Source organism: Sphingosinicella ginsenosidimutans (assembly GCF_007995055.1).
In the GTDB taxonomy this organism is placed as follows: Bacteria; Pseudomonadota; Alphaproteobacteria; order Sphingomonadales; family Sphingomonadaceae; genus Allosphingosinicella; species Allosphingosinicella ginsenosidimutans.
Window position 1 is genome coordinate 2,618,090 of sequence record NZ_VOQQ01000001.1, and the last position, 12,997, is coordinate 2,631,086.

The 12,997-nt window shown below is 67.4% G+C and carries 13 protein-coding genes; 2 read left to right on the forward strand and 11 right to left on the reverse strand.

The features are described 5' to 3' along the window. Positions 1-5: 5 nt before the first annotated feature. The 5 genes from FRZ32_RS13000 to FRZ32_RS15340 all read right to left on the reverse strand — a co-directional run bounded on the left by FRZ32_RS13000 (position 6) and on the right by FRZ32_RS15340 (position 2,027). A complete protein-coding gene (locus FRZ32_RS13000; RefSeq protein WP_243445297.1) occupies positions 6-326 on the reverse strand; it encodes a hypothetical protein in 321 nt (106 codons plus the stop codon). Positions 327-345: 19 nt separating this feature from the next. Continuing rightward, on the reverse strand, positions 346-726 hold the full coding sequence (gene pspC / locus FRZ32_RS13005; RefSeq protein ID WP_147043913.1) for an envelope stress response membrane protein PspC: 381 nt from the start codon (positions 724-726) through the stop codon (positions 346-348). Beyond that, positions 726-1,040, reverse strand: a complete 315-nt coding sequence (gene pspB, locus FRZ32_RS13010) for an envelope stress response membrane protein PspB (protein WP_147043914.1) — start codon at positions 1,038-1,040, stop codon at positions 726-728. The genes pspC and pspB overlap by 1 nt, the downstream gene beginning before the upstream one ends. Continuing rightward, positions 1,040-1,744 (reverse strand): phage shock protein PspA, encoded by a 705-nt coding sequence (gene pspA / locus FRZ32_RS13015; RefSeq protein WP_147043915.1) that lies wholly within the window; start codon positions 1,742-1,744, stop codon positions 1,040-1,042. Before pspA ends, pspB begins: the two co-directional genes overlap by 1 nt. Positions 1,745-1,859: 115 nt before the next feature. Continuing rightward, the gene (locus FRZ32_RS15340) at positions 1,860-2,027 is read right to left on the reverse strand and encodes a hypothetical protein (protein WP_158635924.1); all 168 of its coding nucleotides are present in this window, start codon (positions 2,025-2,027) and stop codon (positions 1,860-1,862) included. Between the two features lie 182 nt (positions 2,028-2,209). Here FRZ32_RS15340 and pspF point away from each other — a divergent pair, with 182 nt between their 5' ends. Further along, complete coding sequence (gene pspF / locus FRZ32_RS13020; protein WP_147044481.1) at positions 2,210-3,247, forward strand: phage shock protein operon transcriptional activator; 1,038 nt, start codon at positions 2,210-2,212, stop codon at positions 3,245-3,247. Between the two features lie 39 nt (positions 3,248-3,286). On the opposite strand, the gene hmgA is transcribed toward pspF, so the two are convergent. Genes hmgA through FRZ32_RS13040 form a run of 4 tightly spaced genes read right to left on the reverse strand, consistent with a single transcriptional unit; the run spans position 3,287 to position 10,415 of the window. Beyond that, positions 3,287-4,567, reverse strand: a complete 1,281-nt coding sequence (hmgA, locus tag FRZ32_RS13025; RefSeq protein WP_147043916.1) for a homogentisate 1,2-dioxygenase — start codon at positions 4,565-4,567, stop codon at positions 3,287-3,289. Between the two features lie 19 nt (positions 4,568-4,586). Beyond that, positions 4,587-5,996 carry an efflux transporter outer membrane subunit gene (locus FRZ32_RS13030; RefSeq protein WP_341536585.1) on the reverse strand — a complete coding sequence of 470 codons (1,410 nt, stop codon included), beginning with the start codon at positions 5,994-5,996 and terminating at the stop codon, positions 4,587-4,589. After that, positions 5,996-9,226, reverse strand: coding sequence for an efflux RND transporter permease subunit (locus tag FRZ32_RS13035; protein WP_147043918.1), 3,231 nt, complete (start codon positions 9,224-9,226; stop codon positions 5,996-5,998). The genes FRZ32_RS13030 and FRZ32_RS13035 overlap by 1 nt, the downstream gene beginning before the upstream one ends. Positions 9,227-9,236: 10 nt before the next feature. After that, positions 9,237-10,415, reverse strand: coding sequence for an efflux RND transporter periplasmic adaptor subunit (locus FRZ32_RS13040; RefSeq protein ID WP_147043919.1), 1,179 nt, complete (start codon positions 10,413-10,415; stop codon positions 9,237-9,239). Positions 10,416-10,591: 176 nt separating this feature from the next. On the opposite strand from FRZ32_RS13040, the gene FRZ32_RS13045 reads away from it, so the two are divergent. Continuing rightward, entirely contained in the window at positions 10,592-11,173 is a 582-nt protein-coding gene (locus FRZ32_RS13045) for a TetR/AcrR family transcriptional regulator (RefSeq protein WP_158635925.1), read from the forward strand. On the opposite strand, the gene FRZ32_RS13050 is transcribed toward FRZ32_RS13045, so the two are convergent. Next, positions 11,170-11,964, reverse strand: a complete 795-nt coding sequence (locus FRZ32_RS13050; protein WP_147043921.1) for a LytR/AlgR family response regulator transcription factor — start codon at positions 11,962-11,964, stop codon at positions 11,170-11,172. The genes FRZ32_RS13045 and FRZ32_RS13050 overlap by 4 nt on opposite strands. Beyond that, positions 11,961-12,980 carry a sensor histidine kinase gene (locus FRZ32_RS13055; RefSeq protein ID WP_158635926.1) on the reverse strand — a complete coding sequence of 340 codons (1,020 nt, stop codon included), beginning with the start codon at positions 12,978-12,980 and terminating at the stop codon, positions 11,961-11,963. The genes FRZ32_RS13050 and FRZ32_RS13055 overlap by 4 nt, the downstream gene beginning before the upstream one ends. Positions 12,981-12,997: the final 17 nt, after the last annotated feature.

A 12,997-nucleotide genomic window follows, 5' to 3' on the forward strand; every position in this document is an offset into this window, starting at 1 on the left:
CCTCCCTAATTGGCGGTGCCGCGGAGGGCCTCGATTTCCTGCGTCAGGCGGTGGCTGTCGTCGGTGACGATCCGCTCGACATTGACGAGCCGGTCCTTCATCGATCCGAGCTCGGCCCGCAGCTGGGCATTTTCCTGGCTCAAGAGCTTGATCCGCTCCATCGCCTCGTCATTTTTCTTCGGATAGATGGCCTGCCCCCAGGCGCCGTCGAGCGGATAGCCATGCTTGATCCGGAGCCAGGTCGTGAACACCCAGCCGGCGACCGGCACCGCGATCGCGACGATGATGATCGGCGCGAGGGGCAACAATTCGGCGATCTTGTCCATTTCGGGTTCCTCCCTCCGTTCAGCGCAGCTCTTCGATCTCGCGCGCCAGGCGGCTGTTCGAGCTCGTCACATAGGCCTCCATGTCCGCGAGCCGGCGATCGAGCGCGCGGAAGCGGGCGCGAACGTCGCGGGCGCTGCGGCGCGGATTGGCGCGCACGCCCTGCCAGAATTTCTGCTCCTCAGGATTGCGGGCATAAAGCTCGATGGGCTTCCTCGGCGCCATCCACGCGATGATCCAGTAGGCCGCGAAGGTCATCGGCCCGAGGATGAAGAGCGACAGCACCCAGGCGATGCGAACCAGCGTGACGTCGAGCCCGGTATAATCGGCGATCCCGGCGCAGACTCCCGACCATTTGCCGTTCTGCTTGTCGAGATAGAAGCGGGTGCGGGGCGAGGTCATCAGGTCCTCCTGGACGGACGATTGGAGCGGCTTCCGAACTCGGCGATGCGATCGGTGCGGTCTTCGAGAAGCGTTTCGACCGGATCCTGGCCGATCGAACGCCAGTTCGGGTTTTCGGCCTGGACGATGCGCTCGATCGTCACCATCCGTTCGTCGAGCCGGCGGGCGAGTTCATGCAGCTCGTCGAGCAGATTCTCGTCCTCGGTGGTGAGCGTCGCCGCCGTCTTCCACTTGCTGACATAGTGGAAGATGATCCACGGCAAACCGATGAACAGGATGCCGACGATGAGGACCGGGAGCATCACGTCTTCCATCACTGGTCATCCTTATCCTTGGCGGCCTCGCCGCCGTTGGTGCGACGGGCGAGGCTCGCCTTCAGCGCCTCGAGCTCGGCATCGACCTTGTCGGCGCTCCTGAGCTCGGCGATCTCGTCGTCGAGCGACTTGGGCGGCCCACCCAGGCTCAGCGCGTCGGCCTGGCCCTCGGCAAGGTCCGCATGCCGCTCGAGCACATCGAAGCGCGAGAAGGCGTCGTCGACCTTGGGGCCGGAATACATTTCCCGGAGGCGCGCGCGGTTATGCGCGCTTTCCATGCGGGTCATGATCGCGTTCTGGCGGGCACGCGCCTCGCGCAGCTTGTTCTGGAGCTTGGCGATGTCGGCTTCCGACGCTTTCAGGGCATCGTCGAGCACCTCGATCTCCACCTTCAGCTGATCGGCCATTTCGCCGGCCTTCTGCTTTTCGTAGAGCGCGGCCTTGGCGAGATCCTCGCGACCCTTGGAAAGCGCGAGCTCCGCCTTCTCGACCCAGCTTTCCTGGAGCCGGTCCATCTTGGCGATCTGCCGGCGCATCTCCTTCTGGTCGGCGATGGTGCGCGCCGCCGAGGCGCGCACCTCGACAAGCGTTTCCTCCATCTCGAGGATGATCATCCGGATCATCTTCGAGGGGTCTTCGGCCTTGTCGAGAAGGTCGGTCACATTGGCGGCAATGATATCGCGCGTCCGCGAAAAGATGCCCATGGGGAAGAACTCCTTCGAAATGTAAGCCCGTGCGGGTCGGTCCGCGCCGGTCGGTTCGCCGGAGCCCATCCGGATGAGCTCCGAGCGTCCGACCGAAACCTTGACCCGCCGGGCGTCAGCCACGCGCCTGAAGTCCAGGCTCGACCGAGGCATAGGCCATCTGGGCCGGTGCGGTCGAGTGGGCGACGGCGGGGCCGACGGCGCTGCCGACAAAAGTGGTGGCGAGGACGATCGCGCCGACCGTTGCGGCGGCGACCCGGGCGAAAGAATCGAAATGCGACATGTTCGGTCTCCCTGCATCTGGTCTTGCGTTGCGCCCCGTCACCGTGACGGAACGACCTCACATAAGCAGGGGCCGTGCCAGGTAGCGAAAGTGGCGCAAAACCGCCAAAAATGCGCCTTATTTTACTCAAACACCGGGCTGGATTTTCACCAAGAGATGGCGTAATGCGCCAACTCATGGCCATTGAGCGGACAACCCATCTTGTCGGGCAATCGAGCAGCTTCCTCGATGCGGTGGAGCGCGCCAGCCGCGCGGCGCCGCTCGATCGGCCCGTGCTCGTGATCGGCGAGCGCGGCACCGGCAAGGAGCTGATCGCCGAGCGTCTCCACCACCTGTCGTCGCGCTGGGACGGGCCGCTCATCGTCATGAACTGCGCCGCGCTGCCCGAAACGCTGATCGAGGCCGAACTGTTCGGCCATGAGGCGGGCGCCTTCACCGGGGCCTCCAAGGCACGGCAGGGCCGGTTCGAGGAGGCCAATGGCGGCACCCTGTTCCTCGACGAGCTCGCGACCCTGTCGAGCCCGGCGCAGGATCGCCTGCTGCGCGCGATCGAATATGGCGAGGTGACGCGGATCGGCGCGAGCCGGCCGGTGCAGGTCGATGTCCGCATCGTCGCGGCGACCAACGAGCATCTGCCGCGACTGGTCGATGAGGGCCGGTTCCGCGCCGACCTTCTCGATCGGCTCTCGTTCGAAGTCGTGACGCTGCCGCCGCTGCGCCACCGGCATAGCGACATTCCCATCCTGGCCGATCATTTCGGGCGCCGGATGGCGCTGGAGCTCGACTGGGAGAGCTGGCCCGGCTTCAGCACCGGGGCGATGGAGAAGATGCTGGCCTATGCCTGGCCGGGCAACGTCCGCGAGCTTCGCAACGCAGTGGAGCGCGCCGTCTATCGCTGGCAAAATCCGGCCGCGCCAATCGACGAGGTGAGCTTCGACCCCTTCGAATCGCCCTGGGCGCCTGCAGCGACGCCAAGGCCGGCGGCGGCGGAAGAGCAAAAGGCCGCTGCGCCGGCGGTGGCTCCGCCAACGACGTCGGGCGCACACGATCCCGCCGCCTGTGCCGATCTCAGGCTCGCGGTCGCTGAATATGAGAAGGCGATCCTTGCCGCAGCGCTTGAGAAATGCCGATGGAACCAGCGCGCTGCGGCGGCGGCGCTGAGCGTGACCTACGATCAGCTGCGCCACGCGATGCGGCGCCACCAGATGCAGGCCAATTAGGCCCGATCCGACGCTCGCCGCTGCGCGCATCGGGAGATCTCAGGGCAGTTTCGCCTTCGGAAAGCCGCCCCACGCCGAATCATAGTCGGGTTGGGCATGATCGAGCGCGAAGCGGGTCGGCCGGTAGGGCCAACAGGTTTCGACCATGAACGCCATCGTGCCGTCGATCTTGTGCGGCGCGAGTTCGGCGTTGGTCGCTTTCTCCCAGCTCGCGACGTCGGGGCCGTGGCCGGCCATGAGGTTGTGAAGGCTGAGCCCGCCCGGGGCGAACCCGTTCGCCTTCGCATCATAGGCGCCGTGGATCAGCCCCATCGCCTCGCTCATCACGTTGCGGTGGAACCAGGGCGGGCGGAACGTGTCCTCGGCGACCATCCAGCGCGGCGGGAAGATCACGAAATCGGCATTGGCGCGGCCCGGCGCGTGGCTCGGCGACGTCAGGACGGTGAAGATCGATGGATCGGGATGATCGTAGCTGACCGTCCCCATCACGTTGAAAAGCCTCAGATCATATTTGCACGGCGCGAGATTGCCGTGCCAGGCGACGACATCGAGCGGCGAGTGATCGAGATCGGTGATCCAGAGCGATCCGAGATTCTTCTGGATGAGCTGGACGGGCGCGTCGCGATCCTCATAGGCCGCCGAGGGCGTGAGGAAATCGCGTGGATTTGCGAGGCCGTTCGAGCCGATCGGGCCGAGTTCCGGGAGGCGGAAGAGCGCGCCGTGATTTTCGGCGACATATCCGCGGGCCCGCGTGTCCGGCAGGAGCACCCGGAAGCGAACGCCGCGCGGGATCAGGGCGACCTCGCCCGGCCCGATCTCGATCCGGCCCATCTCGGTGCGGATGTCGAGCCGGCCCATTTCCGGGATCAGCAGCAGCTCACCATCGGCGTCGAAGAAGTAGCGATCAGCCATGTCGGCATTGGCGCGGTAGATGTGGACGGCGCAGCCCTCCAGGCTCGCGGGATCGCGATTGGCCATCATCGTGACGAGGCCGTCGACGAAGTCCGTCGGCGCGTCCGGCATTGCGAGCGGATCCCAGCGCAGCCGATTGGGGGGCAGGGGGGCATCGTCGGTGCCCGGCGCGAAGAGCGGCGCGCCCTCATAGCGGCGATAGGGCGGATGGGCGGCGCTGGGGCGCAGCCGGTAGAGCCAGCTGCGCCGGTTTTCGTGCCGTGGCGCAGTGAAGGCCGTGCCTGAAAGCTGCTCGGCATAAAGGCCGAAGGCGGGGCGCTGCGGCGAATTGCGGCCCTGCGGCAGCGCGCCGGCGACGGCCTCGGTCGCGAAATGATTGGCGAAGCCCGGCATGTCGGTGGAGCTCATGGCCGGGCTTCTTAGCCCGTCAGGACGCGTCCTGCCAGCCGCCTCCAAGGGCGAGGAAAAGCGTGACGAGGTTGTCCGACAGCGCGGCTTCCGACTGGGCGACCTGTGAATCGACCGCGGCAAGCGCGCCCTGCGCGTCGAGGACGACCTGGAAATTCTCGCGCCCCGCCTGATAGCGCAGGCGGGCGATGCGCAGCGCCTCGGCGGCCTGGCCATGGGCGCGGCGCAGGGTGTTCAGCCGATCGAGCTCGCGCGCATAGCGGGTCAGCGCGCTCTCCGTCTCCTGGAGCGCGTTGAGCCAGGTGCCGTCATAGCTGGCGAGCGCCGCATCGGCGTCCGCGCGGGCCTCGCGGATGCGCGCGCGGGCGACGGCGATGTTCGGGAAGCTCCACGAAATGAGCGGGCCGACGCTGAACCGGAAGGCGTCGCTATGGCCGAGATTGCCCGGCGAGGTCGCGCTGGACCCAATGGAGCCGCCGAGACTGATGCTCGGATAAAGATCGGCGGTGGCGACCCCGATCCGTGCCGTCGCGGCATGAAGCTGGCGATCGGCCTGGCGGATGTCGGGCCGGCGCGCGAGCAGGCTCGCGCCATCGCCGACCGGGATCGCCTGGGCCAGAGCCGGCGGCGTGGCGCAGGCCGCGGCCGCGGGCGGAAATTCGGTCGGGGGCCGGCCGGTGAGCACGGCGAGACGGTAGAGCGCGGTCTGGCGCTGCGCCTCAAGGGTCGGAATGGTCGCGCGGGTCTGATCGAGCTGCGCGCCGGCCTGGCTCGATTCGAGCATCGTCGCCCGCCCGCCCTGGAGCAGTCGCCTGGTCAGATCATAGGTTTCCTGCTGCACCCGCACGCTTTCCTGCGCGACGGCGAGCTGGCGTCCGGCGCTGCACGCGTCGGCATAAGCGCGGGTGGTTTCGGCGGCGACGGTGATCCGGGTCAGATCGAAAGCGGCCTGGACCGCCTCCGCATCGGCACGGCTCGCCTCGATCGTGCGGTGAATCCGCCCGAACAGGTCGAGCTGGTAGGAGACGTCGAGCCCGACATCATAGGCATCGCCCGTCGGGCTGGTGCCCGGAAGGCCGAGCGCCTCGCCCGACTGGCGCGCATAGGTCGCGCTTCCCGAGACCGTCGTCGAGGGGAGCCGCCCGGCGCGACTCTCGCTCAGCACCGCGCGGGCGCGGCGCAGGTTCGCTTCGGCCACGCGCAGATCGGTATTGGCGGTGAGGGCCTCGCGGATCAGTGCGTCGAGCGTCGGATCGCGGAAAAGCTGCCACCATTGACCCTGCGGCTCGTCCCCGGTGAAGGCGGGCGAGGTCGCGCCGGCGAAGGGCGTCTGCGCGGGCGCACGCGGCGCCGGCGATTCGTAATTCGGACCGACGACGCAGCCGGACAGCGCGAGCGCGCCGACGCCGGCGAGGAAAATCCGTCGCATCATGCCTCTCCCCCGGCCGGCGCGGGCTCGTCGGGCAGGCCGTCATAGGAGGTGGGATAGTGGGTCTCGCGCTCCGGCTTGGACGGCAGGAACCGGCCGAGGCTGCGCGTCACGATGTAGAAGACGGGCGTGAAGACGAGGCCGAAGAAGGTCACGCCGAGCATCCCGAAGGCGACGGCGGTGCCGATCGCCTGGCGCATCTCCGCCCCCGGGCCGACCGCGATGGCGAGCGGAATCACGCCGAAGATGAAGGCGAAGCTGGTCATCAGGATCGGACGAAGGCGGGTGCCGGCGGCATAGACCGCCGCCTCATATTTGTTCATGCCGAGCTCCTCCTCGCCCTGGCGCGCGAACTCGACGATGAGGATGGCGTTCTTCGCCGCGAGCGCGATCAGCACGACCAGCCCGACCTGCGTCAGGATATTGTTGTCGAGCCCCCGGATGTTGACGCCGACCATCGCGGCCAGAATGCACATCGGCACGATCAGGATGACCGCGAGCGGCAGTGTCAGCGATTCATACTGCGCGGCGAGGACGAGGAAGACGAAGACCACGGCAAGGCTGAAGATCAGTACCGCCGTGTTGCCGGCGGCCTGCTGCTGATAGGCAAGGCCGGTCCATTCGAAGCCGAAGCCGGGCGGCAGGTGCTGCGCGGCGAGCCGCTCCATCTCGCGGATCGCATCGCCGGACGAAACGCCGGGCGCGGCCAGCCCCTGAAGCTCGGCGGCGGGGAAGAGGTTGTAGCGAGCGACTCGCACGGCGCCGCTGCCCTGGCGGAACGTCGCGACGGACGACAAGGGCACCATCTGCCCGCTCGCCGAGCGGACTTGGAGCTGGCCGATATCCGACAGCGTGTTGCGCGACGAAGGCTGCGCCTGGGCCACGACCCGGAAGGTACGGCCGAACAGATTGAAATCGTTGATGTAGGTCGAGCCGAGATAGGTGCCGAGCGCGCTGTAGATCTGGCTCGGCTGGACCCCGAGCAGCTGGGCGCGATCGCGGTCGATGTCCGCCTCGATCCGCGGGCTGCCGGTGTTGAACAGCGAGAAGACCTGGGTGACCTTCTGCGACTGGGCGGCGGCGCCCATCATCGCGAAGGTCGCGCCCTGAAGCGCCGGGAGGCCGGCGTTCGATCGATCCTGGATCTCCATCGTGAAGCCGCTGCCGTTACCGAGGCCCTGGACCGGGGGCGGCGACAGGAAGAAGACCTGGGCACCCTGTTCGGCCTGGGCGATCGCGCCGGTGATCTGCCCGGCAAGCGCGGTCGCGGTGAGATCGGCGCTGCGCCGTTCGGAGAAATCCTTGAGCTTGAGGAACAGCACGGCGCTGTTCGAGGCCTGGCTGAAGCTGGTGCCGTCGAGCCCGGCGAAGGAGCCGGAATCGACCACCGCCGGATTATGGGTGGCGATATCGAGCGCGTGCAGCATCGTCCGGTCGGTGCGTTCGAGCGATGAGCCGGGGGGGAGCTGGACGACGCCGATCAGGAAACCCTGGTCCTGATCGGGGATGAAGCCGGTCGGTGTCGCGACGAGGCGCCAGGCGGTGAGCCCGAGCAGGCCGGCATAGACGATGAGCATGATCGTCGATCGGCGGATGACCCGGCCGGTGAAGGCGCCATAGCGGTTCGAGAGCCAGTCGAAGCCGCGATTGAAGCGATCCGCGGCGACGCGCAGCGGGCGCATGAAGCGACTGCCCTCGCGATGCTCCTCCCCGGCCTTGTGCGGCTTCAGCAGCAAGGCGGCGAGGGCAGGGGAGAGCGTGAGCGAGACGATGAGCGAGATCACCGCGGCGGACGCGATCGTCACGGCGAACTGGCGATAGAAGATTCCAGGGATGCCGGCGACGAAGGCGGTCGGCACGAACACCGACACGAGGACGAGGCCGATGGCGATCAGCGCGCCGGTCACCTCACGCATCGTGCGGTGCGCGGCGTCGCGCGGCGACAGGCCGTCGCGGACATGGCGCTCCACCGCCTCGACGATGACGATGGCGTCATCGACGACGATGCCGACGGCGAGCACCAGCGCGAAGAGCGACAGCGAGTTGATCGAGAAGCCGAGTGCCAGCTGCACCGCGAAGGTGCCGACCAGGCTGACCGGGATGGCGATGATCGGGATGATCGCCGCCCGCCAGGTCTGCAGGAAGACGACGACCACGATCACGACGAGGATGATCGCCTCGATCAATGTGTGCTGCACCGCCTCGACCGAGGCCTGGACATATTCGGTCGGGTTGTAGGGGATCGAATAATGGAGGCCCGGCGGGAAATCGCGCGAGGCGGCCTGGACCTCGGCGAGCACCCGCTCGGCGGCGTCGAGCGCGTTCGAGCCGGGTTGCTGGACGATTGCGAGCGCGACGCCGCGGCGTCCGCCGAAATAGCCGCGAATGCCGTAATCCTGGCTGCCGAGCTCGACCCGGCCGATGTCGCGGACGCGGGTGATCGCGCCGGTCACCGGATCGGTCTTGATGACGACATCGGCGAACTGGGCCGGATCGGTGAGCCGGCCCTGGACCTGGACCGGAAGCTCGAAGGCCGGGCCGCCGCGGTCGAACGGCGGCTGGCCGACGGCGCCGCCGGCGACCTGCACGTTCTGCGTCCGAAGCGCGTTGACGATCTCGTCGGAGGTGAGGTTGCGGGCGGCCGCGCGATCGGGATCGATCCACACGCGCATCGAATAATTGCCGCCGCCGAACACGGTGACGCCGCCGACGCCCTCGAGCCGGAGCAGCCGGTCGCGAAGGCCCGAATTGGCGTAATTGCCGATATAGTCGATATCGAGCGCCGGATCGGTCGCGGTGAGCGCGACGATCATCAGGAAGCCCTGCGACTGCTTGGCGACGACGACGCCGATCTGGCGGACCTGATCGGGAAGACGCGGCTCGGCGAGTGCGACGCGATTCTGGACGAGCACCTGGGCGGCATCCAGATCGGTGCCCGGCTTGAACGAGACGGTGATCTGGACGGTGCCGGACGAGGTCGACGAGGAGCTCATGTAGAGCATGTCCTCGACGCCGTTGATCTCCTGCTCGAGCGGGGTCGCGACGGTTTCCGCGAGCGTCTCGGCCGACGCCCCGGGGAAGGTCGCCTGGACGGTGATCGTCGGCGGCGCGATGTCCGGATATTGCGACAGCGAGAGCTGCGGATAGGAAAAGGCGCCGATCAGGGTGATGAACACCGAGATCACGGCGGCGAAGATCGGCCGCTCGATGAAGAAGCTCGAAATGTTCATCGCCGACTCCTCAGCCTGCCGTGACCGGAGTGGCGACCGATGCCGGCGTTTCCGGCGGAGTCGGTTCGGCCGGGGCATTGGCCGCGGGCGGCTGGATGCGGCCGTTCTGCGGCGTCACCTTCTGGCCCGGCTGGGCGCGCTGGATGCCATCGATGACGACGCGGTCGTTGGGGGCGATGCCGGAGCGGATCACGCGCAGGCTGCCGACGAGCGGGCCGAGCACGACCGGCTTGGCGGCGACATTGCCCTGCGCGTCGACGACATAGACGAGCCGCCGAGCGCTGTCCGTGACGATGGCGGTATCGGGCACCATCAGCGCACGGTAGGGCGGCGACCCGGCGAGCTGGAGATGGCCGAACATGCCGGGGCGCAGGAAGCCGTCGGGATTGGGAACGATCGCGCGCGCACGGATCGTGCCGGCGCCCGGATCGATCGCATTGTCGACGAAATCCAGCCGGCCGCGATGGACATATTGGCCCTCGTCCTGGAGCCGGATGCGGACCTCGCTGCCGATGCCGGCCGCATGTTCGCGCTGGTAGCGCAGCAGCAGCGCTTCCGATCCGTCGAAGGCGAAGTGGAGCGGATCGGTCGACACGATCGTGGTCAGCACGGTCTGGTCGGCGGTCACCGCATTGCCGGGATCGACGCGGCGCTGCGAGATGCGGCCGGAAATCGGGGCGATGACCCGGGTGAAGCCGAGGGTGAGGGACTGGGCGCGGACATTCGCGCGCGCGGCGTTGACGTCGGCTTCGCCCGAACGGACGGCGGCGAGGCGCTGCTCGACCTCCTCGGTGCTGGCCGCCTGCGACGCGGCAAGCGTGCGCGAACGGGCGAGCTCGGTGCGCGCATTGGCGAGCGTCGCCTCGGCCCGGGCGAGCTGCGCGCGCGCCTGATCGAGCTGGGCCTGGGCCGGCCGCGCATCGATGGTGAAGAGAAGCTGGCCCTGGCGGACATAATCGCCGTCGCGGAAATGCACGCCCTGCAGATATCCGGTGACGCGCGGCTTCACGTCGACCTCGTTGATCGCCTCGAAGCGTCCGACATAATCGTCCCAGTCGCGAACGTCGCCCTGGTAGGGCGTCGCGACGGTCACCGGCGGCGGTGGCGGCGCCGCGGGCGGCGCCTTCGAGCAGGCGGCGAGCAGCGTCGCGGCCAGAAGGAGCGGGAGGGCCAGTCGGTTGATCCGCATAAGCTCAGCTTCTTTCGATCGGCATCCTGACGGCCGGCGCAGGGGCCGGGGCTGCGGCAACGGGGCCGCGATGGAGCACGGCCATCTAGCGTCTGTTCATCCGGTGTCAACACCCGTTGACCTAATGAGGTCAACAAGTGTTGATTCTGCAACCGCAACTGATAGGACCACCTTCCGTGACCTTGGGTGAAATCGTCGAGCGCAAGCGCAAATCCGCCGCGGACACGCGTGGCGAGCTGCTGCGGGCAGCCCGGCGGCGCTTCCTCGACGAGAGCTACGAGAATGTGGGGCTGCGCGACATCGCCCGCGACGTCGGCGTCGATGTCGCTCTCGTCAGCCGTTATTTCGGCAGCAAGGAGCAATTGTTTCGCGAAGTCCTGAGGGGCGGCAAGGAGAAATTCGACGCCGGCCTGCCTGTCGCGGATCTCCCCGCCTATCTTGTCTCGATGCTCACGCAGACCGACGCGAGCGCCGATGTCGAGCATGTCGAGAAGATGCTGATCAGCCTGCGCTCCGCCTCGTCGCCGGTCGCATCGCGGCTGGTGCGGGAGGCAATCGAGGGCGATGTGCTGGAGCCGCTGTCGGCCCTCATCGGTGGCGAGGATCCCGAGGTGCGCGCCAGCCTGATCCTTGCCGTGCTTATGGGCACCACCATCCTTCGCACCGTCATGTCGGTCGAGCCGATGTGCGATGGTTGCCCGGATACGATGCGCGCGCGGCTGCTGCGCCTGTTCGAAGCCGCGCTCGCCGATCGTTAGGAGGCCGGGCCGGCGATCATCGCCTGGACCGCCCCGCGATACTTCTTCCCGACGGCGACGGCCGCTCCCGATTCCATCCGCAGAAGGAGATTGCCCCAGCTGCCCTTTTCGAGCGCCGCGACCAGGGCGGTATTGACGGCCGCGGAACGATGGACGCGCAGGAACCCAAGCGGGCCGAATTCGGTCGCGGCGTCGCTCAGGGAGCCGCGCCGGAGGTGGGAGACGGCGCCCACGTGGAGTCGGACATATTCGCCTTCCGCCTCGATCCACTCGACGGCGCGCATGTCGATCTTCGCGGTCCCGGTTGCGGTGCGGACCCAAATCTGGCTGTCATCGCCCGACCGGGTCCCAAGGTTCTTGAGTTCCTCGATCTGCAGCAGCAGCTCCGTCATCCGCCGCTGCGCTTCGGTGCGTTCGAGCGCAGTCCGCGCCCGGCTCAATGTGAGTTCGAGGCGGCCCATCCGCACCGGCTTGTTGATGAAATCGAGCGCCCCGGAATCGAACGCCTCCGCGGCATGCTCCCGATGCGCCGTGACAAAGACGATCAGCGGCGGTTCCCCCGGCCAGTCCAGCCGGGCGAGCGCATGGATCAGATCGAAGCCGTCGAGCTGCGGCATTTCGATGTCGAGAAAGACGAGATCAGGGCGCGCCGGCAGAACCCGATCAAGCAGCTCGCGCCCGTTCAGCGCCTCGCCAACCAGCTCGACACCGGGCGCGCCCTCGAGCATCCCGCGCAGCCGATCGAGCGCGAGCGGTTCGTCATCGCACATGAAGACCCGAAGCGGCGTCATCCCCGCCTCGTCAGCGGCATCTCGATCCGTGCGGAAAAGCCACCCGTCGACCGGCGGCCGGCGGCCAGCCGCCCCGCGTCGCCAAAGTGCAGGCGAAGTCGCTCGCTGATGTTGATGAGGCCGATACTGGTTCCCGGCGGGATCGGGCCTGGCGCGCTCTCGCCATCATCGCGCACTTCGATCGACAGCAGTCCGTGCTCGTCGCGCGCGATGACGTCGAGCCGGACCGGCACAAGGCTTCGAGCGACGCCATATTTGATCGCATTTTCGATGAGCGGTTGGGTGATGAGGTTGGGAACGAGAGCGTCCTTGAGCCGATCAGGCACGTCAATCGATACCTGGAGCCGGTGCGGAAAACGGGCCCGTTCGATGTCGAGATAGAGCGCCTGGAGCGCGATCTCCTCGCCGAGCGTGATCTGCCGTGCCGGATCCATGCTGAGTGAGGTGCGCAGGAAGTCGGACAGGCTCAGCACCATCGCCTCTGCCTCGGGCGCCCTGCGCTTGCCGATCAGGCTGGCGATCGAGTTCAGCGTATTGAACAGGAAATGCGGGTTCAGCTGGTAACGCAGCAGCTTGATGTGGATCGCGTCGGCCTCCGCGCGCAGCCGCGTCACCCGCTCCTCGCTCTCGCCGAGCTCCGCGCCGTAGATCAGCGCGAGCAGCATCAGCGATTGCGACGCGTAGAACCAGAACCAGTCGAGGATCGACAGCGCATAATCCTCGGCTTCAAGAGGTGCCAGGCCGAAGAGGTGCGACAGGACGAAGTAGCTGGTCAGCGAATGGATCCCCGCGGCGGGGACGGCGAGACCGGCCGCGATGACGATACGCCTCACCAGCGACATCTTCGCCGCCCAGCGGTTCACCGCCAGGATCAGGAATGAGAGTCCGATGCCGATGCAGCTCACGAACATCCGGGGCATGATGACCCACGCCGGCACGTCATTGCGGATCAGATGCGAAACGGTCAGCGTCGTGAACTGAAGCGCCCAGAGCATGAAGATCACCGCGACCGACATGCTCCGGAAGAATCGGG